Here is a 26,744-nt window from a genome sequence, read left to right on the forward strand (position 1 = left end):
TTTCTTAAAAAGGACAAAGACACAAAGACAATCTATGCTTTGCGTCTTTGCCTTTTTTGTTTAATTGGTAAAACTAATCCCAATATAGCCATCATGATTACGTACGCCTGCATCAAGTTTAAGTCCTGGTACGATTGATAAACGAGCACCATAATTCATCACTTTGCCATCATATTCAGCAATCAAAGTCGTTGCTGGAAAGGCATTGTTACCGGTGAGAACACTCAGGGGATTAATGGTTTTCTCAATACCCCCAAATACACCGTTAAATCGTCCATTCCCTGTACCTGCATGTATTCTAAAACCAAAAGGTAAGGCTTTACTTGCTACAGCATAGAGAGAACGTTGACCACGATTCGCCATATCTTCGACACCTATGGATAAACCAGGAGTCATTATCGTTTCTGGAACTAAACCAAATTTAGCATTTACATAACTTTCGTTTTTCTGTCCATCATAACGGAATGCAGCCACACCGATTTCTAGATTAGGTGCTATATTGGTATTAAAGGTACCAACTCCGCCATCTTTCAGGTGGTAATACCCCACTGAAACTTGTCCACCTCTAAGTACATCTGCTGTCGGAGTGTTAATGAGACCTGTTGATCCATTCACTGAAGGTGCAGCTAATACAGGCATTGTTGTCATGAGTAAGGAACAAGTTAGCCCCACCATTATTTTTTTCATCACTGTTACTCCTTAAAAATAAATAATCTTAACAACGTTATAGAATCCATTTAACTTTATAAAGGCAATCGTCAGTCTGTTCCAACTATCATTTCTAACAGACTATCACTCCCTTGAGAAAATTCCTAATGGATTCTATATATATTCAGCACGAATAAATAAGTTCCTGCTTACCTAGCTGGGTTAATATATGGTAAAAAAAATAGAGGCAATGATTGCTCTCTATTTTTCACTCTCCATTGTGGCTAAGCGTTTTTCCAAATCCCGAACTTTTTTAATCAAGTCAGGTATTTTATTTGCACTGGCTTCAGTACGCAACCATGCTTTATGAGGGCGAGCTGGAAAACCAGCATAGAATGAACCTGCCGGCACATCGCTAATGGGTGCTGACCGAGCAGCGAATACACAATTATCACCAATCGTTAAATGTCCCGCACAGCCAGACTGTCCAGCAAAGGTAACATTATTACCAACTTTTACACTACCAGCAATACCAGTCTGAGCTACTAAGAAACAATTTTCACCAATCACAACATTATGGGCTAAATGAACTAAATTATCAATTTTAGTTCCACGTTTAACAATTGTACTACCAGTCGTTGCTCGATCAATGCCCACATTGGCACCGATTTCCACGTCGTCTTCTATGAGTACATTACCCACTTGCGGTACTTTTTGATGACGACCATCAATCGTAATAAAGCCAAAACCATCGCTACCAATAACGGCTCCACTATGAATAATCGCTCGATTACCAATCTGGCACCCTGCTCCAATTGTTACATTTGGGTAAATTAAACTATCGCTACCAAGGATTGCCCCATGACCAATATAGGTATGAGGATATACAACAGTATTATCTCCAATAACCACATCATCTGCAATGACAGCATAGGCCATAATGGATACATTTTCGCCTATGCTAACATGATCACCAACCACAGCTGTAGAATGAACTCCAGATGCTACAGCAATCTGTGGTGTAAATATTTTCAACAGGCTGACAAAAGCCATTCTCGGATTTTCAACCCGGATGGCCGGTTTGGCAAATTCAGTGATGGTTTCAGGAATAATAACAGCAGCGGCACAAGACAGTGCAGCCTTATCAAGGTGAGGTGCTACTGCAAAAGAAATATCTGTGCTTGTAGCATCTCCAATATTTGTAACACCTGTTATCTCAATATCACCATCACCTAATAATATTCCATTTACTAAGTCAGCAATTTCCCTTAACGTCTTTTTCAATCAAGCAGCCTCCTGGATGATTATTGTAATTTTTTAATGACTTCATCAGTAATATCCATTCCACCTTGGGCCACACCATTTTTATATAAGATAACACTTAATTTTTTATCTTTTGAAATTTGTTCTAAGGTTTGTTTAATACTGGTATCTACTTGAGTTTCCATCTCTTGCTTTGTTTTCATGAAATCACCATATACAGTTTCTTGGCGTTTCTGAAAATCAGCAGGACTTAACGTTGCTTTTTCTTTTTCTAATTGATCACTCAATTCTTTGCCTTTTACATTCAATTGTTCTTGAAATTGTTTTACTTGCGGACTCTCAGTCATGACTTTATTTACATCAACTACACCAATTGTTGCACCACTTGCACCACAACCACCTAGTAGAGCAGTCATAAATACTAGCATGAGTAGTAAAACCATTTTTCTTGTTTGTAGCATGATAAATCCCCCAATATCGTTTATTTTTTTCCAAATTATCTAGTACTATTATATACAGTTTGATTATTTATTACACTCAGTAATCACCTTAGTTGTTATATCGACACCACTGACATTGACTGCAACATTTGTTAATACAACATCGTAGTGACCTTCAGTGCCTACTGCAGCTGTTTTTTCTGTAATATTAGCAAGCATAAACTCTTGCAATGCCTCAATTTCTTTCTTTTTCATAACCAACTGTTGCTGCAATTCACTTAAACCTTGATCCGATTGAACAGCCAATTGCTGCTTTTGATTACTTCTAGCAGCTATTTCAGCTTGCTTGACACCTGCCTGTTTTGCAAGATCTTCATTAAGCTGTTTTGCATAGACCCCAAGTTCTTGCTCAACTGCATTCTTCTCGACTGACACTAATTCATCCATCCGAGCCACTAATTCTTTCTGCTTTGCAGCAAGAGCTTCAGAACGCTGAGCCTGAAGTTTTTCCAAATCAGCTTGTAATGCTGCGGTTTCCTCTTTTGTTGACTGCACTGTTTTGAGTTTAAGCTGCAGATTGAGAATTTGAGGATCATATTCTTTCTCAATTTGATCATTATAGGCGTCCATTTCTGCCGACAGAGTTTGGCGAACATAATCAGCTTTAGCGTTAATCCGTGGACTCAATTCCTCTTGTTTCGCTGACATTTTAGAATTAAATTCTTGTTCAAGAACTTTACTTAATTCCTCCATCTCGCTTTGAGATATTTCTGGACTCAATTGTACCTGCTGCATAGCAGCAAGTTGTTGAGCTTCAAGCTGGCCTGCTATTGTATCCGCTTGCTTGGTGAGATCCATAAGCTGATTATATTTAGGATGACCTTTAATTGCTTTTGTCATATCAATTATACCGACTTGTGGGGTTTGCACCTTCGTATCTTGAGTTGGTTTGGCACCACAACCAGCTGTAAATAAAGCTAACACTAGCATCATGATCAGAAACCTCATGTAGGACACCAAATCACCCACTTTCTAATAAAGAGCCGAGCGGGTCTTACCTGCTCGGCCGCAATTGTTTTATTTACCAGTAATTTTTTTGCCTACTTCTTCTGTAATATCTTGACCACCGTACACAACATTACTTTTATCCATAACAACGGATAAACCTTTGGCATCAGCTACAGTTTTGATCGCAGCTTCAACTTTGTCAAAAACTGGTCCTGTCAATTCCTGTTGTTTTAAACTTAAACGTTGTTGCACTTGTGCATAATAATCTTGTTTTTCCTTGTCATTCATTGTTGCTGATTTTGTTTCAAAATCTTTTTTTGCTTGTTCTACTTCAGCTTGCATGGCTTCCTGTGCTTTCGCCATATCAGGATGCTGGGAAATTAGAACCTGATAGTTCACAACTCCAATATTGGATGAACCGCTAGCAGATGCTACTGACTTGCCACTTTGGGATAAGGCCATTCCAATTACACCCAGCATAAAGAATACTGCAATAGTCAATGACACAATTTTAACTTGCTTTTTTCCGAATTTAAGCACGAATAAACCCCTTCTCTCTGCCTATTGGCATCAAATTTACCTTTTCATTATAACAGGGTACTTAGACATATTCAAGACGTTGATTTTTATAAGTGACTAATTAGTCTAAGCCATTGTTCTTCTTTCGTAACGATATATTCTGCACTTAAAAAATCATGCATTTTATATCTGATACCAAATTCATTTTTACCGTTTCTTGGTGCACGTTCAAAACGTACACTCATATTCTGATTCACATCATGCTCAAGCCAGAGAATATTATACTGATCAGAAATATTATATTTCATCCCCGCTGTAGTACCTTTACTGATTGTATGTCCCCAACCCGGCATGAAATTCCAAGAAACAGTACTAGGAATAAAATCCACTTCGAGGAAAGCTTCATCCTCTTTACCAATAAATTTGCCTGCATGAAGTCTAAATGAAGTATTTTCTGTAGGACGTCCCACGTCCATATAACCTTCAAGAGACACTTTATATCGCTTCGTCTCAGCATCTAATGTAATTTCAGTGTCCACTCCTGGATTAATTGATGGAATGATTTGCAATCCATAGTTTTTAGCAATCGAATGTTGCATGGCTGCTGTTTCAAGTTTGGTTGTAAAATAGGCACGATGACGTTCTATAAATGCAACGGGCAAACCAACTAAACTCTGAACAGACTGTTCTGCTGTGGGGCGTACAGTAAATAGCAGAAGATTAGGAATGGTACGTGAGCGCAATAAGATGTGTACATCTTGTACCGTTGGCCCTAAAGGTGTTAGGGATAATTTCATAACAGTATGGGTTCCTGGAACAATATCAAAATTGCCATTAAACTCTGGCAACGCCGTCGCTAATGCTTCACGAATGACAAGTTTCGATACACCACCTGCCCAGTCAATCGCATCAATGGGTAAACCAACTAAAACCTCATTGACCCGCTCTTCTAGATTCCCCATATCATTCTTTACCAGTTCCGCTAATTCTGGAGAGAGATTACCAACATCGACTTCTAAGGCCACGTCACGAACGACTTCTCCCCATGGCGTGATCTTAACTTGAATGTCAACAGTCGATCCTACATTCAGACGAACAAATTCCACGGAATAACCTACCAGTACTCTATCAAATATTTCTTGTATCAATTTTTCGTAGGAAGTTTTGCCGATTTGAACATCACCTACACTACGCCCAACTAGCATTTGATCGCCTACTGTCGCTACACTTGCAGACATTCTTTTCATAATACGGTTTGGCGGTGTTTGATCCCCTGTAATAGTAACCGTTACTTTTTCAATGACCTGCTCCGAGGCATTAGCCACATGAGGAAGAAAAAGTAAGCATATTAGAAAAAAGTTACAAAAGATGCGGAAAATCCGAATTGAAATAATCATACACCTCCGATAGACTACAGAGTCAGGTCATAGACCTGACTCTGTCATTGTAGGAGTTAAAATTGTCCACCAAAGCTAAAGTGAGTTCTAGCACCTTGTCCACCTTTGGCGTAATCAAGACGAATCGGACCAATCGGAGTGGAAACACGAATCCCCACACCAACGCTGGCTTCTAAGTCATTTAATTTATATCCTTCACCAGTCCATGCTTTACCAATATCGGTAAAGAATACACCTTCGACTTTACTCGCGACTGGGAAACGATATTCCGCTGAAGCCGCCAGCATTTTATCACCTTTAAACTGATCATCACGATAACCTCTAAGGGTATCGGAACCACCCACTGCAAAACGTCCGCTGTCAGGAATCTTACCATCAGCATAGCCAAGGGTTCCACGAAGAGCAACAACTTGAGCATGACCAACTTTTAGGTAATTACGACTTTCAGCAGTATATTTATTATAGCTAAAATCGCCTCCTAAGGATCTTCCTGCAAATTCAGCAGTTAACGCAACACGATTACCTTCTGTAGGGCTAAATACATTGTCGCGTGAATCATAAACACGCATCAAACTAACACTGCGCGTAAGACCAAAATTATCTTTAAGATACTCTTGATTATAAGCTGAATTATAATTCGTACCACCAACTGGTGCTAAATAATCGATCCCAGATACCCAACTGACATAATTATCTTGACGATTTTTCAGTGAAATATAGTTCTGGACATATTCACCTTGGGGACGACCAAGAGTGATATCCCAACCCTTACGTTTTTTGTCATAAGTGGAACGGGAATTGCCATTATCATAATAGTCGGTATACTCATTGGTCATGTCATAAAAACTAAAACCAAGAGATGTTTGCTTATCATCAAGCCACGGGCGGTTATAGCTCACTTCATAATTTCGGTTACTGGCTTTACCGCCAAATTCCCAATGAAGTTTGACTTTATCCCCTGTACCGTGAAAGTTGTCATCACCAACTTCAATGATACCAACCATGCCATCTGATTTACTATAACCACCACCAATAGAAAATCTACCGGTTTTTTGTTCTACAACAGTGGTTTCAAAAACAATGGCATTGGGTTCTTTACCCGGATTTAGTTTCATATTCACATCTTCAAAATAACCAAGGTTGTACACTTTTTGCATACTTCGTTTGGCATCTTTCACATTAAAAGGCTCATTGGGTTTTAATTTCATTTCACGGGTAATGACATAATCTTTGGTTTTCTCATTCCCTTTGATTTGAATCGCTTCTACCATACCTTCGTTAATGGTCAATGTGAGCGTTCCATTGGGATTCATTGAAACATCACTTACCTTGGTCAAGATATATCCTTGATCATGGTAATATTGCTCAATCGCCCGCACATTATCATTGAGTATTTTAGAGTTCAAAACACTCCCTTTAGTCACAGTAAGTAGACTATTCAACTTATCCGTCGTTACTTTGGTATTGCCTTTGATAACAATATCTTGCAGTGCGGGATTTTCCATGACAGTATAGATCACTTGGACCCCTTCAGGAACTTCATTAAAATTAGATACAATATCAAAAAAGTATCCTAATTCGTAGATGGACTGCATATCTTGTTTAATTTTGTCAGCTGCGACTACATCACCAGGTTTCACCTTAACAACTTCCATAATAGCCTTTTGAGTTACAACTGAGTTACCAGTTACAGAGACTGATGTCACAATTTTACCCGTTGGATCAGCAGCAAACACAGGGGTCAAATTAGCCAGAACAATACTGAGACTAAAAATAGCTGCAAGCAGTATATGTCCATATGATTTTTGAGTTTTCATGCATTACCTCCTTTTTTATCTTACTGGCCGCGTAGAGATTTTCCGGCGGCCCGCACTAATTTTTGCTTTTCATCAGCTGATACAACAACAACTGACTCTGGCTGATAGGGGGCCTGTTCAGGTTTTCGAAATTCCTCTACTTTACTTGGCGAGGGATTTACAGCAACTTTTTCAACTTGCTGTGTTGGTACACTTTTCTCATCTGGCATTTTGGGGGGCACAACCTGAGTTTCGGTTTTCGCCACAACTTCTACTGGCAAATGAACCTGTCCTGCTAGTGGAACAGGTACGAGCAGTGCAGGTTTATGAGTCCACCAATAAACACCACCCACAGCAACCGCCATAAACATAGCAAGAACTAACGCTACACCATGGCGAAACACTATATATTTATAGCGCCACTGCTGGGAACGATTGGCTTCTTTCGCGTGTTGTAATTCAGCTTGAGCCAGCATCAGATCGAGTTCAGCACGAACATCATGCTCTTTATCAAAAGCTTCTTCAGCTTTTGTTAGCCACTCTTTCGCTGAACGCAGATGCTGATACATATGTTGTTTTAATGGAGCCATATGCATCACCTCTATTATAAACATATACTACAATCCTCGAAAGTCATTTTTTTTTCATCATGGATTACAGGGCAAACTGGGCTAAATATCGCAATTAGCTGTGTTTTATATAAAATTACACCTTATATGTGCCCCTTTGCACACTATTGCACAAAAGAAACTGCAAAAAAATAAGTTTTATTACCAATTCTGCATAAATTTCGACAACATACCACGAACTCGCCTAATTCCTTGTTTTTGTAGTCGATAAATATGCGAAAGACTCATGTCTAGGCTTTCAGCTAATTGCTTAGGTTCACGATCTTCTAGAAATACACCGCTTAAGACAGCATGTTCATTCGTAGGCAAACGGTCCATGGCATTTTTTACCTGTTCTACAAGATAATTACGTTCAGCTTGGCTCGCTACCTCAGCTTGTCGATCAATCAATAAGTCCCTGAAGGTGCTATCTTGCCCATCAGACAAAGCGCCATCGATGGAAAGCAAACCGAGTTTACCTTCCCGTTCCATATAATTGAGCATACGCCCACGAATACGATGCATTGCATATAGGCTAAAAGCCACACCACGTTGATGATCATACTTTTCCACAGCTTCAATGAGTCCTACAGTGCCTTCTTGAATCATATCCATGACAACGGCATCATCAAAACGCCAACTGGTAGTTGCTTTAAACACTAATGGTTGATAATGTTCAATAATTTTACTGCGACAATTCAAATCATGATTTTCTTTATAACCAATCCATAAAGTTTCTTCCTCCTCGCGGGAGAGTAAATTAATTTTTTTTAATTCTTTTAAATATTGATTTAGAATCACGTTAATCATCCTTCATCTGAAAAGCAGCAACACTACTTTCCGGTTTTTAGAACTTAAATCGAGTCTCAAAACCAAACCATGTCCGATTTTTTTCATCAATTGATGCATTTAAACTTGTTCGTTTGCTTAAAGAGTAACTTAAGTCTAAATCACTCTTATCATGATCAAGCCCCATGGTATAGGTCAACAGTAATTTATCTGTCAAATATTTACTCATTTCTATATTATAAACTTCTTGGGATACCGTGGTCGCCGTCTCACTATTACTATAACTTTTTTTAACAATCGTCGATGTCGTATCTTGGACTAACTTAAATTCATCTAAACCTAAGGCGCTACGGAAATTGCCCTCAATTTCACTAACGAACTGCATTTGCAGTCCAGCACCTAATATACTAACTACCTCATCACGTCCAATCCCCCCAGAATTACCACTGTTTTGTTTATCAGCGTAATGGCTGCGTAAGGTCAAAAGAGAGAGGATTTCCTGTTGTCGCATGGCTGGCTCTGATGTCAAACTAAACTGCATGGCATTGATCGGTCCATTTACATTTAAACTGACAGTAACCTGTTGTAGAGTCGTTTGAGCATCGAGCTTAATAATAGGGTCAAAGGAAGCAAATTGCTTAAATTCAACACTAGCTTCATTGATTTTAAATTGTGTACGCAAATAATTAACCGTACCACGAAGACCTACAATGCGACCCGAAAAATCTGGTTCACGCGTGCTGCCAGCAAATTTCACGCGACCTTCAGCAAAGATATCATACAAGTAAGGATTATAAAATCTGACCTTTTTGCCCACAGCAACTTCAACATCAAGGCCAATATCTAAATTAGATGTTACCATATCGGGGATCATTGGAATATTAATAATGTCATTCTCAAATACCAAATTACCTGATAGTTTAGGACGACTACCTATGTTAGTCAGGTTTAAATTCCCTTCAAGATCTCCTGTAAAATACTTACTCTTTATCTCGGGTTTAGTTAAGATTAAGGCTAAATCATAATTTGATAAGGCCATTCCTTGAAGCTTGGCTGTACCCGTTAAACTGTACGAACCTTTCCCCATGTAGCCATCAAATCTCTTTAGACTTATTGTATCACCTTCAAAACGAATATCAACCCCCACTTTTTGGATGGGATTTGAGATAGCAGCTAACTTGATTACACCATTATTAACACTAATCCCACCTGTTATGCGTGGATGGGCTAAGGTGCCTGTCAAATTAATTTCACCTTGTGTTTGACCTTCAGCCCATGCAACTTCCTTTGTAAGAAATGGTAATATGCTTAAATTGGCCTTATCTAGCCGTACTTTTAAATCCATTTGATCAATCACATCAGCTTGCTCACGACCAATTGGATCAAGGGCGGCTACGGGAATAACGCCATATGCACTAGCCTGATAAGCGCCTTTCTTTAATAAGACTTGATTGACATGTATCATTTTTTTATCCACGATTACCAGACCATATAATGAATCAAAAGTTGAGCTGCCGATACCACCATTGGCAATGTCTAAAGAGATAGCAGCATGAGGATCATTGGTTGTTCCTGTTATTTGAGCGGCAAAATTCATGTTCCCTTTAGGCTCTACTTTTGCATTGAATAAAGTTGCCACTAAGCCGGCATCAATATCACGACCACCAATTTCCATCGCAATCAATCCATTCAAATCGGCTGTTCCTTGAGCAACTAAGACTCCTTTACCTTGGGTAGCAGATAATTCGCGAATCGTAATGAGATGATTATCAAGTCCAACATCAACCTTGACAGATTCCACAGGATATTGCCCGATATGACCTTCTTTTAAAATACCTGTCAACCAAATATTCGGTTGATCCAACGTTCCATTGAATGTCATCTCCCCATTAACAATTCCTTTAATATCCTTATTCGAAATATTTAAGATTGTTAATGCGGGACTTAATTCCGCATTTTCGACCGCAAGATTACCATATATTTCACGAGTTTCAATACCAAACCCACCTGAAAAATTAAATGTTCCTCCCCCTTGAGTAAAGCGGACTGACGGCACCTCAATGTCCGTATCGTGAACAGCAATCTCACCATTTACACCTGTCACTTCTTGACCATTTAATGTCAATTTATCTGCTGATAACTCACCTTTAAATGCAGGAGAACTAAGGGTTCCAGTGAGTTTTCCATTAAATTCAGCGCGTCCGCTCGCGACATAAGGTAACTTTAAATTTAACCGTTGCAAATTAATATTTTTGGCTATAATATCAAAATTCAATTCATTTTGGGGTGAGATGCTCCCTGACAGTTGAATTCGGGTATTAAGAGAATGGATACTCATTTCACTGATTGTCGTTACGCCTTGTACTCGCTTGTAGGAACCTTGCGCTTTGGCAATCAACTGACCACGAAAACTACCATCCGTCAAAAGGATTTTCCCTTCTGCGTTCAAATTTTCTAATGGTCCTGTCAATACCAGCTCATTATCCACATTACCCGTCAATTGCTCATTAGGCATTAATAGTTGTACGAGATTTTCGGCACGAGCTTGGTGAGAACGTACTGCTATATTGACTTCATGTTGACCAGTAAGGGCTAATGTTCCTTGTATTTCATGCTTCGTCACTCCATGAATCAGTTCGGTATCATCCAGTCGAACTTGTTGTTGATTGACCTTTATATTACCTTTCAGTTGAGCAAATGGTTGGTTAACAACCTGACCATTCATTGCTGTGAATCGACCAGTAAATTCAGGTTGGGATAAAACACCAGTGATCTGACCAGAAAAATTTCCATTCCCGCTGATCATCCCTGTTTTTTGAAAATTTAATTGTTCGAGTGGCAAATTTTCCCCATACACAGCCAATTGGATCACCTGTTGATTAATTTGTCCTTGGGCTGTTATCAAACCTTGACCTAGATTCACTCTCGCATAATCAATGACAATATTTTCGCCATGAAGATAAAAGCCCGCACCGAAGGAAGTAAAGGCGACTCCTGCCACTTGCCCCTGTCCCATGCTAACTGTTCCCTGGATATCAGCTTCTGCAAAGTTTTTTATACCCTTTACCCCGATATTTACATCTCCATATCCCTGACTACCTGGTATTAAGTCCGCAACATACCCCATATCAATTTGCTGACCTTTAAGTTGTAATTGATAGCGCTGGTCTGCAAGTTCAAGCACCCCTGTGGCGGTCACATGACCTCCGAATAGATCAGCACTCGATTGATTCATAATTATTTTTTTATTCATCATTTGAATCGCCGCTTGCCCATTTTGAATTTGATAACCAGCGATTTGTCCTAATGGCAAATCCACCTTCCCATTAATGATCGGATTGGTAGATATACCCGTGATATCAGCCTTAAATGCCAGATCCCCACTAATAGGAATATCCTTTGCCATAACCCTTGGATCAAAAGAATCAGAAGCGACCGTCAAATTCAGTATCGGTTGATTGGTATCGATACGAATACTCCCCCGCACATTAATTGGTTGCTCAAAGACCGTCCCCTTGGTAAATAGATATATATTCTTGTTAGAGAAAGTCATATTACCTTCAACTTGACGTAAGGGTATACCATCGATATCTACATCGATGCCCGCTAAGCTAGCTTCACCAGCCCACTCAATATTCCCCTGTTGCTGACTCACTGCTACCTGCAAATTTTTCAAACTGCCATCTATCAAATTCAGTGGTCCTTCTGATAAAAATAATTGATAGTCTGTTATCAATAATTCGCTCGCTTCAATACGCAAGTTACTTCTTTTTTGATTATTAATTGATCCTTCAGCTTTAACCACGGCTCCTTTGTGAAGGGCCTGTAATTGAAGATCAATCGTCGGTTTATGGGCAAAATCCACACTACCATTCAGTTCTTCTACTGCCCACGTTTTATCAGAAATAGTTAATATCCCACTACCATTTACTACGTTTACTTTACCACCAAAAGAAGATTGGGCTGCAGTCTCTTGCTGCAATAAATCTTGTATATTCCAGTGTCCATCATTTATTTTGGTGAGCCGCAGTGTAGGGTTTTCAACTACCACATGAGAAATCGCCTCAACAACAGCCTGTCCACGTAAAATAATAAGCGGACTATAGGTAACAGTTATTTTTTCACTAGCAAGTAATAGCTCAGCTTGTTTATCATAAATAACCGTATTATGTATTGTGATGGTATTGTATGAAGTCAGTTCTATTTCCCCTACAGTCACTAAACTTCCTAGGGCATTGGACAGTTCCGTCCGTAATATGCTCTGTGCCCCTGTCATAACCTGCTGACTTTTACTGAGTCCCCATATTCCACTCACAGTAATGATGATCAATAGCAACAGTAATAGGATTATTCTTTTTTTCATTTGAAGCCTCCTGTGTACTATCCAAAGACGTACTCTATCAGGATCTTACTTCTACATGTATCGACTGAGTTCCTGTGTTATTTTTTTCAAATTATATTATATCATCTGGCAAATAAAGACTTTTATTCAGAAAAGTGATTCATTTCCTAATTTTAGAAAAGCCGGGGTATCCCCCGGCTTTTTGTCGATTATAGCTAGTTCTTTAATTAACAGCAATTCCCATTGCTTTATCTAAGTTAGCTTTGCTTGTATTATAATCATACAAGGCTTGGATATAATTATTTTTAGCTTGTGTCAAGGCAACTTGAGCGTCAATTACATCAATATTTGTTCCCACACCAGCACTATAGCGAACTCCTGAAATTTTGAAATCTTCTTCGGCCTTGTCGACTGCAACTTGAGTCGTATTAATTCGTTTGTCAGCTTCATTTATATTCAAATAAGCTTGGCGAACCTCCAATTGAATGCTATCTTTAGTTTGTTGCGCTTGTTGCAACGCTTTCGTTACTGCCAAATCAGATTGTTTAATTTTAGAATCTGTCACACCTGAGTCAAAAGCGGTCCAAGTAGCCGATAAGCCAATTGACCATGTATTATTATCAGTACCTGGAAAAGTTGTATCACTCCAACCTGTTGCAGCACTTGCAGCTACTGTTGGTAATTTTCCACTTTGCGCGATTTTAACCGACTTCTTAGCGATTTCAACAGCATAATCAGCTTGGATATTTTCAGGACGATGAGACATAGCATATGTAATACTGTCATTCAGAGATAATTGATATTTTACATGTTGAAGTTCATCTTTAACTCTTACTTCGGTTTCTAGGGGTAAACCAAGTACATTATTAAATTTTGAAACTGCTAAATCATAATTGTTCTGCGCTACAATCAATGTTTGTTGATAATTAGCAAGTTCAACTTCCGAACGAAGTACATCGGATTTTGCAACAACACCGACCCCATACTGTGCTTGAACATTTTTCAAATGCGCGTTCATCATATCAACAGATTCTTGACTCACTTTGAGTGCATTAATACTTTGTAAAATCGTATAATATCCGTTGGTCGCATTTAGTTTAATTTGTTGCCGTGATTGCTGAACATCAAGATCACTAATTTTATAATTGAGTTCAGCTTGTTCAATACCAGCTTCAATTTTACCTCCTGTATAGAGTGGCAGGTTCAATGCAATTTGGTTGCTAAAACTATTAGCAGATGCACTATATGAGTATGTTTTAGCCCGTTTATCAGCATGAGTTAGATTGACAGTAAGCTTCTTTGCGCCTTTTGCTTCGCTGATGGCCCACTGCGCTTTTTCCCGATCGGCGTCTGCCATCTTAATCGTTGGATTATTTTGCAGTGCCATTGCAATGCTATCATCTAGAGATAACTCTATAGGTGCAGCCAGCACAACTGCTGCATTTAACACTAGAAATCCACTGGTTAGCGCTACCGCTAATCGCTTTTTCCAATGAGTTTGTTTTATCATTTTTAAAATCCCCCTCTATTTTGAAAACCCGCATTTGACTATCTAGTCAATATCTTTCTATTATAGGTCTAAATATAATAAGTGTCAATAAAAACCAGCCACTACCTTCTTGACTACAGGATTCTGTTATTTCTAAAAAGTTTGACGAACGCCAATATACGTATTTTTTTCAGATGATTTGTTTAAATTATCTGTTTGTCCAACGAGAAAGGTATCTGGCGCTAGTTGATATTGAGTCCGTAATTTCACTCGGACATCATTAGGATCATATACATCAAGGGATAGTTTGAGTTGTTTGCCGAGCTGGGTATCAACGCCCATACCAACTTTACTTTCAATCACTCCGACTCGACCAGCAAATTCTTCGCTCCCTTTACCAATTTGAAAGTTTCCTTTACTTCCATCACCAATACCTGTCACACCAATGACAGCAAAATCTTGTGGCGAAGTATTAATTCTAAGATCGGCATTACTACGATATTTACCTGTGTTATTATCATGTAATACTTCAAATCCCCCCTTGACACTAATGGAGTCAACTTTCGTCAGCATCTTATTGGCTTTTTCACTCACTGAACGAGCATTTCTGAGTGTTTCCTTAATATTGGTGACCGTTTCAGGATCTGTGACCACTCCATCTAAAGCAGCCGCCATTTTCTCGATACGTTGGCTAGTACTTCTAATATTCTGGATGGTTTCGCGCAAATCACGAACCGTCTGTCCATCGTTATCTACTCCAGCCATCATGACATCCACACGTCCTGCTACGTCCCGCAAACTTCCAGACATGATGCTCAGATTGTTAATCATCGTATGAACATCACCCTCGTTATTTTGCGCCATACGTGCCAAAGATGCACTCATGGCATTGAGATTATTAGTAAGTTCTTTGGCATTTAAAATCGTTTCTTTCATGGCCGCTTTTACTTTGTCATCACCAAGTATTTCATTTAATGATTTAACTAGATCATGGACCTCTGCCAGCACTCGATCTGATGAGGCAATGAGCTGATCAAGACCGACAATGTCTTCCCCTCTTACAATAGCATTAGGACCCAAGAAACCATTACTTTGGTTGGGTGGAGAAATATTAATATGTTTTTCTCCTACAAGCCCATCCGATCCAATCCGAAAGATTGATCCTTCTGGGATCTTAACCCCTGGGCGAATCACAAAAGTTACTTTAACGCCTTCAGGTAGTACTTCGACAGATTTCACCTGCCCTACATCCACACCCGCATAGCGTAAAATATTACCTTGTTTCAAACCGTTGACTTGACCAAATACAGCTTGTACTTGGTATCCTTTATCACCAAAGGTAAAATTGCCTAAATGCACAATCATATAGGCCAATAATAAGAATGCAATTACACTCATCGAACCAACTTTGGCCTCTGTACTCAACTTCATACTAAATTCGACCTCCTTCGTACATATGCGCCAGGTGTTTTCAAACCATGAATAAATTGTTGAACCAATGGATTTTCCGATTGCTTAATTTCCTCTACAGTGCCCACCTCAATAATACTGCCATTATGAATCATCGCAATGCGATCTGCAACGGTAAAAGCACTGGACATATGATGGGTCACTACAACTGACGTCACACCAAGCATTCGTTTCGTATTCATGATCAGACGATCAATGGTCCCTGACATAATGGGATCAAGACCTGCTGTTGGTTCATCATAAAGCATAATTTCGGGTTTCATCGCAATTGCCCTTGCTAAACTCACCCTTTTTTTCATACCACCTGATAATTCATTAGGCATTCGATCTTGCTGATCTGTAAGTCCTACCATACGTAGGTTCCGAGATACAATTTTACTTATTTCTTTTTCTGACATGGCGGTATGTTCCCGTAGACCAAATGCCACATTTTCTCCCACTGTCATGGAATCAAATAAGGCAGAGTACTGAAATACCATTCCCATATCTAGCCGAACCTTATTGAGCTGATCTTCAGAAAGACAAGATATTTCTTGTTCTTTGATCATAATGTTACCTATGGTTGGTTTAAGCAGTCCGATAATCAAGCGTAAGATTGTACTTTTCCCTGAACCGCTTGGTCCAATAATGACCATGGTCTCCCCTTTGGCGACCTCAAGATTTATATCATGCAAGATTTGTTTCCCATTAAACTCCATATTAATATTGGTTAATTTGATCATTCACTCACCACCTTTGCCCTACAATGATTGATCACATATTATAAATAGTAATCGTTAAAGATCTCTTATATCTTTATTTTCAACAAAGCAATATGATCAATATTTTTTTATTCATGCTATCTATTTCTAGCGATAGAGTATCATGGATAAAAAATAGTTACTCACAAAGATTATAATAATAGAACTCACAACAGATGCTGTGGTGGCACGCCCTACACCTTCAGCACCTTGCTCTGCTGTCAACCCCTTATAACAACCAATAATAGCAATGGTGCCACCAAAAAACATGGCTTTGACTAATCCGCCAATGGTATCATGAATCACAGCAAAAATCTTGATGGAATTAAAATAAGTAAATGAACCAATTCCAGAATATAAGGTGGCGACCAAATATCCTCCCAAAATACCAATCACATCCGCAAAAATAACTAATATGGGAACCATCATGATGCAAGCTAAAAATCTTGGTACAACCAAATATCGAATAGGATCAACTGCCATGACCCTCAATGCATCAATTTGTTCTGTGACTTTCATTGACCCAATTTCAGCAGCAATGGCTGCTCCTACCCGCCCTGCAACGACCACACCCGTCAAAACGGGTGATAATTCTCGGAACATAGCAATGGCTACAATGCCACCAACAGAAGATTGAGCTCCATATTTAATAAATTCATTTGCCGTTTGCAAGGTAATAACCATACCCGTAAATAAAATAGTGAGTAAAACAATCGGCAATGAATCTACGCCTAAATGAACCATTTGTTGCAATATATGCCGCATTTTTGGTTGTTGGCGCAAATAAGACAGGGTCTGGGTAAAAAGTATGACAATGCGCCCTGTACTTTCTACAGAAACAACGACCTGCCGTCCGATACTTTCTAACATATGTACAAGCATAGTTAATCCCTCACATTTTCAAACAATATTACACCACTTTATAAGAATTTATATTACACATTAAGTACTTTATGAATATATTCAATATAAAAATTGAATCCCCTGCGTTTTTTCACAGTTTTTGTTGAGAATTGAATAAAATAAAGCTAAAGGACACTAAAGATGCTCTCTATTACAAATAATAAGAGCGCACTCTTTAGTGCCTTTTAGAGACTTTATTAACTGTTTTCTTGACGATCGACTTTATACCAAGCTACATACATCGTTGGTAATACTAATAGTGTCAAAATCGTTGCACCAAATAAACCAGCAGCAATAGCTACTGCCATGGGTCCCCAGAATATGCTTGAAAACAGAGGAATCATTGCCAAGATTGCCGCTGCCGCCGTTAATAAGATAGGACGACAACGAATGATTGTCGCATCAATCACTGCATTCCATATTGATTGTCCATTTGAAACGAGTTGTTCAATTTGGTCTATCAAAATTACAGAATTACGCATAATAATCCCAGATAAAGCTAAAATTCCTAATTGAACGACAAAACCGATTGGATTGCCCGTTACTAAAAGCCCCACAACTACACCAATAATGCCAAGGGGTGCCGTTAATAACGTCAATACCATTTTGGCTATATTTTGCAGCTGAATCATTAGCAAAATCATAATGGCTCCCACCATCAGAGGTATGGGTTCAGACATAAATTTACCAGCTTTTATACTATCTTCTAGTGATCCATCTAATTCAATTGTATAGCCAAAAGGTAAATTTCCACGTAACTCTTTAAGACTTTCATATACTTGTTGTGTAACATCATTGCCCATAAATTCAGGATTTGTTTCAGCTTGGATAATAACCATAGACTTCAAGCCTCGCCGCCACAAAAGCCCCTCTTCTGCATCATAACTTATTTTTGCAATTTGATCTACGGGAATGTATTTTCCATTACCAATATGAATATTTAAATCTTTCATGCGTGAAATGTCATTTCGATCTTGCGGGGCACCTCGAAATAACATGCTGATCGTTCTATCTTGTACGCGAAAATCTGCGATCGTTGCACCAGTTAATTGGCCTTGTAGAGACGATGCTAATGAGGCAGTATCAACTCCTAGCATCCTTGCCTTATTCTGATCAACCTCAAAATGTATGACTTTACTCTTTTCATCCCAGTTCATATTTACATTTTTTGCACCTGGATGTGCAACTAAGGAATCTTGTACTTTTTGAGCAATTTGTTTAACTTTTGCAGGATCATATCCTCGAACGCGTAACATAATCGGATATTCTGCCGAAGGACCATTAGGAATCACTTTCGTATGCCCTCTTACGCTGCTAAATTCTTCATTTAAGAGCTGAGAGATTTTTTTTTGTAACCCATCACGAACCTTTGCATCTTTAGCAACAATAATAAACTCAGTAAAATTTGGTTTATTAAAAGTCGGTTCAAAACTTAAAACAAAGCGCGGAGCTCCTTCACCGATATGATAAGTGAAGTAATCAATATCAGGATCATTTTCTATACGTTTTGCAAAGGTTTTTGCGACTTCTTCTGTCGCTTTTAAGGAAGCTCCTTCGGGCAATTTCATTTGCACAATGAGCTCAGGCCGAGTCGATGCAGGAAAAAATTCCTGTTTTACTAAACCCATTGATAAAACAGCAGAAACAAAACATGCCATTGTTCCGAGTAACACTTGTTTCTTATGAGTTAAGCACCAAATTAGAACACCTTTAAATAGTCGATAAAATTTAGTATCGTATACGTCATGTTCTTCACCTTTAGCGCCAGCCGACTCTACTTTTATAAATAGATACCCTAATAAAGGCGTAACTGTTCCAGCAGTAATCCAAGATAGGAGTAATGCGATCACCACTACGGTAAAAATGCTACCACAATACTCAGCAGCAGTTCCCTTTGCAAAACCAATAGGAATAAATCCTGCACAAGTTACTAAGGCGCCCGTCAAACGAGGATAGGCTGTTGCGGTATAAGCATAGCAAGCAGCATTAAATCGTGTCCAGCCTTGTTCCATTTTTACGGCCATCATCTCAATCGTAATGATGGCATCATCAACTAAAAGTCCCAAAGCAATAATGAGAGCACCCAGGGATATTTTATGCAGATCAATCCCCATAAAATTCATGAAGGTAAACACAGCTGCAATGACTAAAGGGATACAAAGAGCCACGATGACACCTGAACGCATCCCTAGACTAAGAAAGCTTACAATCAATACAATAACAACAGCTTCTCCTAAGGATTCTACGAATTCATCAATCGATGTTTCTACAACCTTCGGCTGATTGACAGTTTGATTGAGTTCTAATCCTACTGGCAATTCTTTTTTAACTTGTTCAATGGTAGTCTCCAAATTTTCGCCAAGGGTCAGTATATTTCCCCCTGGTTCCATTGCCAAGGAAATTCCTATAGCAGGCTGTCCATTATAAAACATTTTAGGATCAGTAGGTTCAGTATAACCACGGCTTACTTTAGCTATATCTCCCAAACGAACAGTATTACCATTACCCTTAATCGGTACACTACGAATATCCTCTACATCTTCAAACATGCCTGTGACGCGTAAATAAACATTGTCAGAAGCAGTCTCAAACATTCCCGAAGCGGTCATCGCATTTTGTGCTTGCAGAGTAGAAATAATCGTATTTGGATCAATGCCCAGTTTAGACAGTTTGCTATTTTCAACCTCAATATATATCTTTTCCGTTTGCACTCCAAGAAGTTTAACCTTTTTTACACTAGGAACATCGAGGAGTAGGCGACGAATTTTTTCTGCCTTTTCTCGCATCTCCTCATAAGTGTATCCATCACCTGTAAGTGTGTACACTACCCCATATACCTCATCAAACCGATCATCAAAATTGGGAGGCAAAGCACCTTCAGGGAGAGTGCTCTTCATATCATTAATCATATTGCGAGCTTCCATCCATGTTGACCGAACATCTTTCTTGAGAACAGTGTCTTTTAAAACTACGTAAGTAATTGTTTGCCCCGGAGTAGAATAACTTTTTACATAGTCAAGTCCAGGTAAATCTTGCAGTTTTTTTTCGATTTTATCCGTGACCTGTTCTTCCATTTGCCGAGCAGTAGCTCCTGGCCAACTAACCTGGACAATCATCTGTTTGATCGTAAAGTCAGGATCTTCCATACGCCCTAGTTTATTATAGGAGACAACCCCCATAATAAAAAATAATATAATAAAGAAATAGATAAATTGCTTATGATTTAGAGACCATTCAGTAAGATTCAAATTTTTCATAAAGTATCACCAATAATACGTACTTTTTGTCCTTCTCTTAACTTATGTACTCCAGCTGTCACAATCACATCGCCATTTTGAAGTCCTTCCAGAACTTGAACTTTTCCATCAACAAAAGTACCAATTTTGATAGAACGAAGCGTCACAGTCTCATCGTTAATAACCCAAACTCCAGGAGTATTGCTCGGTTGATAAATCGCGGCAAGGGGAATATAAGCTGCCGTTTTCTGCTCTCCCATATTGGCTACCATTACCGTAGACGTCATTCCGAGTTTTACTTCTTGAGGCGGCTTCAGCAAACTCACGCGTACTTTATAAGTCCGAGATATAGCATCTGCCATAGGGGCAATTTCTCTAATGACAGCATCTACACTCACAGTAGGTAACGCCCAAAAAGTAACTTTGAGCTCTTTAACTTTGCGTAATTCGTCAATACGATTTTCAGGAACATTAATCTCAACTTCTCGCTCTCCATCTTGCACGATCGTAATCACAGATTGTCCTGCTGAAACCACTTGCCCTGCTTCTGCCGTAATACTTGAAACAATACCTCCTTTGTCCGCATATAACAGGCTATAATCCAATTGATTAGCGCCTTGAGTATATTGAGCTGATGCCTGACGTACATTGGATTTAGCTACCTCATAGGCATTTTCATACTGATCTAAGGTAGAGCGGCTCACTGCATTTCCTTCATATAACTGACGATAACGATTCAGATTACTCTCTGCTAATCGCAGTCCAGATGCTGCTGAATCAACTTGAGCCAAATTATTATTTACCGTTTGGCGAACATCTTTCGGATCGATTTGCATTAATATATCCCCTGAATTTACAGTACTACCTAATTGCACATTCCTCTTGATAATTTTGCCACCGACTTGAAATGCTAATTGACTCTCATATCTGCCATGTACATCCCCTGAATAGGTAAAGTTCTGTCCTGCTCCTGCCATACTGACAACAGCCGTACGCACGGCTAGAATTTCCTCTGTAGTCACTTTTGTCTGAGCTTGCCCTTTCCACATGACTCCACCGATAAGACTTACCAATACTAAACCTGCGACGATACCAGCGTATATTTTTTTCTTGGGTAAATTTTTCATTTTTCCACTCCTTTTTAATTAAACGTTTATTTAATATAAAATAAAAAAATAAGCACCTGGCATTTCTTATTTTAAAAGATCCCGTGGTGCTAAAACTCCATGTAGGTAGGTTTCGATGGCTTGAGCAATATAATACTCAGCCTGGTCAGCTCGAGATGGTAAAGTCCCTTTAGATAAGTGCTGAGTAAAAAAATAAAAATGTATGATACTTGTCAAAGTAAACGCTGCATAGGTCGGCTCTAAATCAGAACGAAATTCTCCTATGGCAACAGCTTGAGAGATGCACTCACTAAGAAAGTGATGTAATTCAAAGATTTCTTTTTTTACAATGTTATCAAAGGACACGGTAGGATTAATAATTTCTCCATAGACTAGATAACTTGTATATGGGCATTGTTTATGGATTTTCACTGACATTGCACCAAAATGACGGATTTTATCACTAGAAGAAACATCTTCCTTACGAAGAATATCAATGAGTTCTGAGATACTAGCGAATTGATCTTTTAGTATACTCACATATAAATTTTCTTTTCCGCCAAAATAGTAAGAAATTAAAGCGACATTTACATCAGCGGCTTGGGCTAATTCTTTAACGGATACAGCCGCATAACCTTTCATCGCAAACAAGGGAATAGCAGCATCAATAATTCGATCCATCGTTGATTTGTCTTGAGATTTTTCTTTTTTCAAGTATATTCCTCCTTTACAATATTTTAAACGTTTATTTAATTATATTGAACTTTTATAAATTTGTCTACAAATAATTAAGACTTGGCTTATGCCAAGTCTTAATTATTTCTTAGTTATTTATTTTTTTCTACGTTGATCACGATTTGTGTATCCCCACTAATAAGATAGTCCGTAGCAAGACTGTTCTTACGTTTTACTTTTGTATCTTTCTTTACACTTGTATCACTTTTTTTATCAGCATTGTTGTCTTGTTTTTTGTTTTCATTCGTATGTTTTTTGGGCTGTTTCGTTGCATCACCAATGATATCAGCGATATCCATATCGAATATTTCAACGACAATATCATTATTCCGATCACGAGCAAGAAAATCTGAAACAACATCTGCAAACTTTTTGTTTTTGTCTTTAGATTTATTTAACGTAATTAATTCTTCATCAATCACTTGATTTTTGGCTAGTAATTGTAGAACGGGTACCATACCCCCGCCTCTTACTTCTAAAGTAAGAGAGCCTTCAGGTTGATCCACAGGAATCTTAAAAGGAACTACACGGGTAATAGTCTCGCCACGAAATGGTTTTAAATTGACAGAGATATCAATCGTTTCTCCTGGTTTTGCCGTAATATTTTTGGTATGAGCTTCCACAATATCAGCCGTCCGTCGTTCATCATCAACACTTACATTCACCTTAACGTCCATAATGTCAACAGGGTTATACTGATTACTAGCAAGCATACTCATTGCGTCAAAAAACTCTGCAACTGCAGCTTCACCAATATTGGCTGGACTATAAAACATATTATCGCGTTTAATGACCTCGCCTGGCATATTGCGCGCTGAAATTTCAAAACTCACCTTGGCTGTACCTGAGCCCGTACGGTCTATGGTTTTGTCAATCACGTTAAATAAAGTGGTCGCTGATAGGGCAGGAAATAGCTGTTCGTCCTGTACCACCTGCACAGCAGCTTCCTGTTTTTTCCCAGTTCCTTTGTCTTCGACTTCCATCGAGATGGGAACAACAGCTGGATATTGATCTACTTTGCCAGCAATTCCCGATCCACGATCTTGATTAATGATGCCAACGGCCTCTCCAACTGTCCCCACCTTAAATGAATTTTCCAATCCATTTATTGTTGTAAAAATATAGGCATTGGTCATAAAATAACCTACATTTCCTTTTTTAAGAAAAGGGTGTCCAAAGGCTAACACTTTATCCCCTTCTATATATGTTACAGTTCCTAATGCTCCTACACTTACATCACCACGAACTAATTCTACACCAACCGCACTACCAGGTTCGAGGGGATCAAATTTTATCGTTGATGGAGATTCTCCTACCCCATAAGGTGCTAAGTTAAGTGGTTTTAATTTATCCTGTAACATCGTTAATGCATGTTCACTAAAGCCAGAGACCATGATGGGTGTCGCCAGTTCTTCAAAACCAGGAACTGGTGTCTTTTCTACTGTACTTGAATTATAACGATCAGGCATATCCCACAATTTTAGCATATCCCCAATAGGCGTTACCATACCAATCTTATGATCCGTTAATGCCCAGCCATAAGCAACGGCACCTATTAATTTGTTATTGATATACACTGGGCTGCCACTCATACCTTGAGCAATCCCTCCTGTACGATCAATCACATCACCATAAGTTCGTACTAGAATCAAATCACCAGTAGCCCCTTTGTTTTCCATGATCCCTAAAATTTCTACGCCAAATTCTTCTAGCTTGGTTCCCGAGACTACAGTTTTACCAATTCCTTGCATTCCTGGTTTAATCTCATCTACAGGCATAAATTCTGTTGCTGCCTGGCCTAGAGACACTGGTAATACTAATAAAAAAACAAGCAGTGCCAGACGACACTGCCTGAACATTTTTTTCAAACAGATCACCCTTTCCTATTTACTTTCTCGAATCCGTGCAACGACATCACCAATTTTAATTGAATCACCTGATTTGACTAATACTTCTGCAACCACTCCATTTGTTGTCGCTCTGGCTGCTGTCACTGGACCTGTCAGTGTATCCACCTTGACTAAAATATCACCTTCTCGCACAGCAGTACCTGGTGCTAGTAAATAGATTACTTTTCCGGATAGGACCCCTATTTGATCAACTGCAGCATTCGCTGTTACCATCAAGCTACTGGCGATAAGCACTAACACCACTGTTGCAATTATGACAAGTTTTTTACTAAACATAAAAAACACCTCCTTTATAATTTAATTATACAGCATTGCCTTCTATAAAGCATTAGGTATCTGAAAGAAAATAAATAGTCCAAGATTTTCAAAATATTTTGCACCAGTCAAATAATTAAAACCCGCGCATAATAAGCTATGCAAGGGTTTTAATTATGAGCATCGGGCAAAATAAACTCGAAAATGACTCGTTATTTTTTCAAAGATGCCGTAATTACTTATTGATCTTTAGGAACGATGACTAGAGCATCTCCGACTAAACGTTCGCGTCCATCCGATGGTTTATTAAGAACCATTCCATTTATAACCATTTCACTAGAACCGCCACCATCTAAATTCATGGCATCAACAGCACCCCACTCTTGCATGAAAAGTGCTAATTCGAGCAAGGTCATGCCAATACTGGACTGTTGACGACCATCGACAGTAACGAGAATCACGTGTTTATCTTTAGTAAGACCAACTGCTGTCCGTGGTGCACGCCCCGTTGTGATATCACTAGGGAATTCTTCTACTTTACTCGTCAAGAATACACTCCCATTTTTTACAAGCCTCGGTCCTGCACCAATAACATACTTTGTTTTATCCCATGTCTCACCCATGGTTTGCGTTATTTTTACAGTATCGCCCACTTTTAGATCAAGTAAGGCTTTTTCCATAGCACCATGGGCAGATAAGACAACTCCGCCAGGAGGAATGGCAGCATTCCCATGAGCAATCCCTATTATTTTTCCATTATTGATAATATAATCACTACCAAATTGATTGGTTCCTGTCATACTATCATAATAGTTATTGTATAAAATTAAATCGTCTTGTCCTCGTTCATGATTAACACCCGTAATCGCCACAATTCGCCCATCGGGTAAAGTGATACTGCCACTAGAATCAACTGAATCCATAATCACTTTACCATCAGATAACACACCAAAAGCAGTGCGTACTACATCTGATGTACTTACAATTTCACCATCCATTTTCAACAATCCTATAATTTCACCATTTAGCCCAAAGTATGAAGCATTGACCGCTACGATCGCTTTATTTCGCTCCGCCATAGACTGAAGTCTTTCCAAGCCAGAAATTGCGTCATTGGATAATACAGGTTTTATGATATAATCTCCACCAAGAGTAAAATCAACAATATGAGCACTAATCGCTCCGGCTGCTGTATCACGAATGAGGGAGATATGCTTTACTCCAGGTACAATAGGTTCTTCGATTTTTTGATCAAGACCTTTGTTGATGTCAATGACGACCCGATTGGGGTTCGCCAGAGTAAATACTTTATAAGAAACGGATTTTTTTAAATTTATGATTGCCCGTTGCTTACCTGGATCAACTGTTGACAGTTGCAAACTACTAACAACGGGATCATTAAATATCATGTCTGGTACACTAATTTGACTGGCAGCATCATCAAAATTAACAATCAATTGATCTGGGTTTTCCGTCAAATTCGTTGTAAAGTTGGGTAAAGTTGTTACATCAAAAACAATTCTTAGAATTTGAGGCGTCTGACTATACCTTATTTTTTGCAAAATAGGTTGAGGGCTCTTAGCCGCTGCTGCCCATCCTACTTGTGCGATTAAAATAATTAAAACCATGATTACACTAATACGTCTACATCTTTGAAACATACAAAATCCTCCTGTTTTTCTAGTTAAATCAAGAAAAAAATCCAGGCACTTAAAGTGCCTGGGGCTTTTTTACGGCGCTGGCATCAATACGAAGCTGACGATAAAGCATGTCAGCCAGTCCCATACCACCAGCACTCGCCATATTTTTAGTCATTTCAGTGTCGAGCATTGAAGTCATCATATCTTCCGTGGAAGTATCTACCAATTTTGATTTTTGCACAGTTTTACGCATGTCTGTCATCATCATATTGAGAAACATTGCTTCCATGTCCTTACATGTTGCTTTCAATTTCGCATCATCTTTAGACTGCTCAGCTTTTTCAGTAGCACTTGCTAAGTGTTCAGCAAAGTTACCTGTATCTTTGGTCTGTATTGAATTTATAGTATTGATCATACTCACTGAATCAACTTTTGGTATCTGCATTCGTA

21 protein-coding genes are annotated in these 26,744 nt (G+C 38.8%); all 21 read right to left on the reverse strand.

What is annotated here, in order from left to right; genetic code table 11:
* Positions 1 to 60: 60 nt before the first annotated feature.
* Entirely contained in the window at positions 61 to 687 is a 627-nt protein-coding gene (locus ACAN52_RS01135) for a YjbH domain-containing protein (protein WP_378950955.1), read from the reverse strand.
* A gap of 222 nt (positions 688 to 909) precedes the next feature.
* Positions 910 to 1,932 carry a UDP-3-O-(3-hydroxymyristoyl)glucosamine N-acyltransferase gene (gene lpxD, locus ACAN52_RS01140; protein WP_378950958.1) on the reverse strand — a complete coding sequence of 341 codons (1,023 nt, stop codon included), beginning with the start codon at positions 1,930 to 1,932 and terminating at the stop codon, positions 910 to 912.
* Positions 1,933 to 1,952: 20 nt separating this feature from the next.
* The gene (locus tag ACAN52_RS01145; protein ID WP_378950961.1) at positions 1,953 to 2,372 is read right to left on the reverse strand and encodes an OmpH family outer membrane protein; all 420 of its coding nucleotides are present in this window, start codon (positions 2,370 to 2,372) and stop codon (positions 1,953 to 1,955) included.
* Between the two features lie 63 nt (positions 2,373 to 2,435).
* Positions 2,436 to 3,344: a molecular chaperone Skp gene (locus tag ACAN52_RS01150; RefSeq protein WP_378950964.1), complete on the reverse strand. Its 909-nt coding sequence runs from the start codon at positions 3,342 to 3,344 to the stop codon at positions 2,436 to 2,438.
* 84 nt (positions 3,345 to 3,428) lie between these two features.
* Positions 3,429 to 3,899, reverse strand: coding sequence for an OmpH family outer membrane protein (locus tag ACAN52_RS01155; protein ID WP_378950967.1), 471 nt, complete (start codon positions 3,897 to 3,899; stop codon positions 3,429 to 3,431).
* 86 nt (positions 3,900 to 3,985) lie between these two features.
* Positions 3,986 to 5,275 (reverse strand): hypothetical protein, encoded by a 1,290-nt coding sequence (locus tag ACAN52_RS01160; protein ID WP_378950970.1) that lies wholly within the window; start codon positions 5,273 to 5,275, stop codon positions 3,986 to 3,988.
* Positions 5,276 to 5,331: 56 nt separating this feature from the next.
* Positions 5,332 to 7,092 carry an outer membrane protein assembly factor gene (locus ACAN52_RS01165; RefSeq protein ID WP_378950972.1) on the reverse strand — a complete coding sequence of 587 codons (1,761 nt, stop codon included), beginning with the start codon at positions 7,090 to 7,092 and terminating at the stop codon, positions 5,332 to 5,334.
* A 20-nt stretch (positions 7,093 to 7,112) separates the two neighbouring features.
* Positions 7,113 to 7,685 (reverse strand): hypothetical protein, encoded by a 573-nt coding sequence (locus ACAN52_RS01170; RefSeq protein ID WP_378950974.1) that lies wholly within the window; start codon positions 7,683 to 7,685, stop codon positions 7,113 to 7,115.
* Between the two features lie 156 nt (positions 7,686 to 7,841).
* Positions 7,842 to 8,480: a sigma-70 family RNA polymerase sigma factor gene (locus tag ACAN52_RS01175; protein WP_378950976.1), complete on the reverse strand. Its 639-nt coding sequence runs from the start codon at positions 8,478 to 8,480 to the stop codon at positions 7,842 to 7,844.
* Positions 8,481 to 8,526: 46 nt separating this feature from the next.
* Positions 8,527 to 12,831, reverse strand: a complete 4,305-nt coding sequence (locus ACAN52_RS01180; protein WP_378950978.1) for a translocation/assembly module TamB domain-containing protein — start codon at positions 12,829 to 12,831, stop codon at positions 8,527 to 8,529.
* Between the two features lie 202 nt (positions 12,832 to 13,033).
* A complete protein-coding gene (locus ACAN52_RS01185) occupies positions 13,034 to 14,320 on the reverse strand; it encodes a TolC family protein (RefSeq protein WP_378950980.1) in 1,287 nt (428 codons plus the stop codon).
* A gap of 132 nt (positions 14,321 to 14,452) precedes the next feature.
* Positions 14,453 to 15,730: an MlaD family protein gene (locus ACAN52_RS01190; RefSeq protein WP_378950982.1), complete on the reverse strand. Its 1,278-nt coding sequence runs from the start codon at positions 15,728 to 15,730 to the stop codon at positions 14,453 to 14,455.
* Positions 15,727 to 16,491 (reverse strand): ABC transporter ATP-binding protein, encoded by a 765-nt coding sequence (locus ACAN52_RS01195; RefSeq protein ID WP_378950984.1) that lies wholly within the window; start codon positions 16,489 to 16,491, stop codon positions 15,727 to 15,729. The genes ACAN52_RS01190 and ACAN52_RS01195 overlap by 4 nt, the downstream gene beginning before the upstream one ends.
* 126 nt (positions 16,492 to 16,617) lie before the next feature.
* The gene (locus ACAN52_RS01200) at positions 16,618 to 17,391 is read right to left on the reverse strand and encodes an MlaE family ABC transporter permease (protein ID WP_378950986.1); all 774 of its coding nucleotides are present in this window, start codon (positions 17,389 to 17,391) and stop codon (positions 16,618 to 16,620) included.
* A gap of 218 nt (positions 17,392 to 17,609) precedes the next feature.
* The gene (locus ACAN52_RS01205) at positions 17,610 to 20,669 is read right to left on the reverse strand and encodes an efflux RND transporter permease subunit (RefSeq protein WP_378950988.1); all 3,060 of its coding nucleotides are present in this window, start codon (positions 20,667 to 20,669) and stop codon (positions 17,610 to 17,612) included.
* Positions 20,666 to 21,775, reverse strand: a complete 1,110-nt coding sequence (locus tag ACAN52_RS01210; RefSeq protein WP_378950990.1) for an efflux RND transporter periplasmic adaptor subunit — start codon at positions 21,773 to 21,775, stop codon at positions 20,666 to 20,668. The genes ACAN52_RS01205 and ACAN52_RS01210 overlap by 4 nt, the downstream gene beginning before the upstream one ends.
* Positions 21,776 to 21,841: 66 nt before the next feature.
* Positions 21,842 to 22,468: a TetR family transcriptional regulator gene (locus ACAN52_RS01215; RefSeq protein ID WP_378950992.1), complete on the reverse strand. Its 627-nt coding sequence runs from the start codon at positions 22,466 to 22,468 to the stop codon at positions 21,842 to 21,844.
* A gap of 113 nt (positions 22,469 to 22,581) precedes the next feature.
* On the reverse strand, positions 22,582 to 24,348 hold the full coding sequence (locus ACAN52_RS01220; protein WP_378951792.1) for a SpoIVB peptidase S55 domain-containing protein: 1,767 nt from the start codon (positions 24,346 to 24,348) through the stop codon (positions 22,582 to 22,584).
* A 24-nt stretch (positions 24,349 to 24,372) separates the two neighbouring features.
* Positions 24,373 to 24,675 (reverse strand): biotin/lipoyl-containing protein, encoded by a 303-nt coding sequence (locus ACAN52_RS01225; RefSeq protein ID WP_378950994.1) that lies wholly within the window; start codon positions 24,673 to 24,675, stop codon positions 24,373 to 24,375.
* Between the two features lie 218 nt (positions 24,676 to 24,893).
* Positions 24,894 to 26,315, reverse strand: coding sequence for a phosphodiester glycosidase family protein (locus ACAN52_RS01230; protein WP_378950996.1), 1,422 nt, complete (start codon positions 26,313 to 26,315; stop codon positions 24,894 to 24,896).
* Between the two features lie 49 nt (positions 26,316 to 26,364).
* Entirely contained in the window at positions 26,365 to 26,739 is a 375-nt protein-coding gene (locus tag ACAN52_RS01235) for a rod-binding protein (protein WP_378950998.1), read from the reverse strand.
* Positions 26,740 to 26,744 lie beyond the last annotated feature (5 nt).

The organism is Pelosinus sp. sgz500959, from assembly GCF_042610375.1.
GTDB lineage: Bacteria > Bacillota > Negativicutes > DSM-13327 > DSM-13327 > CTSoil-075.

What these genes read in the sequence shown, in the direction of transcription:
- ACAN52_RS01135 (WP_378950955.1), bottom strand. Translation starts at nt 687, where the DNA reads ATGAAAAAAATAATGGTGGGGCTAACTTGTTCCTTACTCATGACAACA.
- ACAN52_RS01145 (WP_378950961.1), bottom strand. Translation starts at nt 2,372, where the DNA reads ATGCTACAAACAAGAAAAATGGTTTTACTACTCATGCTAGTATTTATG.
- ACAN52_RS01150 (WP_378950964.1), bottom strand. Translation starts at nt 3,344, where the DNA reads ATGATGCTAGTGTTAGCTTTATTTACAGCTGGTTGTGGTGCCAAACCA.
- ACAN52_RS01160 (WP_378950970.1), bottom strand. Translation starts at nt 5,275, where the DNA reads ATGATTATTTCAATTCGGATTTTCCGCATCTTTTGTAACTTTTTTCTA.
- ACAN52_RS01165 (WP_378950972.1), bottom strand. Translation starts at nt 7,092, where the DNA reads ATGAAAACTCAAAAATCATATGGACATATACTGCTTGCAGCTATTTTT.
- ACAN52_RS01170 (WP_378950974.1), bottom strand. Translation starts at nt 7,685, where the DNA reads ATGTTTATAATAGAGGTGATGCATATGGCTCCATTAAAACAACATATG.
- ACAN52_RS01180 (WP_378950978.1), bottom strand. Translation starts at nt 12,831, where the DNA reads ATGAAAAAAAGAATAATCCTATTACTGTTGCTATTGATCATCATTACT.
- ACAN52_RS01185 (WP_378950980.1), bottom strand. Translation starts at nt 14,320, where the DNA reads ATGATAAAACAAACTCATTGGAAAAAGCGATTAGCGGTAGCGCTAACC.
- ACAN52_RS01190 (WP_378950982.1), bottom strand. Translation starts at nt 15,730, where the DNA reads ATGAAGTTGAGTACAGAGGCCAAAGTTGGTTCGATGAGTGTAATTGCA.
- ACAN52_RS01195 (WP_378950984.1), bottom strand. Translation starts at nt 16,491, where the DNA reads ATGATCAAATTAACCAATATTAATATGGAGTTTAATGGGAAACAAATC.
- ACAN52_RS01200 (WP_378950986.1), bottom strand. Translation starts at nt 17,391, where the DNA reads ATGCTTGTACATATGTTAGAAAGTATCGGACGGCAGGTCGTTGTTTCT.
- ACAN52_RS01205 (WP_378950988.1), bottom strand. Translation starts at nt 20,669, where the DNA reads ATGAAAAATTTGAATCTTACTGAATGGTCTCTAAATCATAAGCAATTT.
- ACAN52_RS01210 (WP_378950990.1), bottom strand. Translation starts at nt 21,775, where the DNA reads ATGAAAAATTTACCCAAGAAAAAAATATACGCTGGTATCGTCGCAGGT.
- ACAN52_RS01220 (WP_378951792.1), bottom strand. Translation starts at nt 24,348, where the DNA reads ATGTTCAGGCAGTGTCGTCTGGCACTGCTTGTTTTTTTATTAGTATTA.
- ACAN52_RS01225 (WP_378950994.1), bottom strand. Translation starts at nt 24,675, where the DNA reads ATGTTTAGTAAAAAACTTGTCATAATTGCAACAGTGGTGTTAGTGCTT.
- ACAN52_RS01230 (WP_378950996.1), bottom strand. Translation starts at nt 26,315, where the DNA reads ATGTTTCAAAGATGTAGACGTATTAGTGTAATCATGGTTTTAATTATT.
- ACAN52_RS01235 (WP_378950998.1), bottom strand. Translation starts at nt 26,739, where the DNA reads ATGCAGATACCAAAAGTTGATTCAGTGAGTATGATCAATACTATAAAT.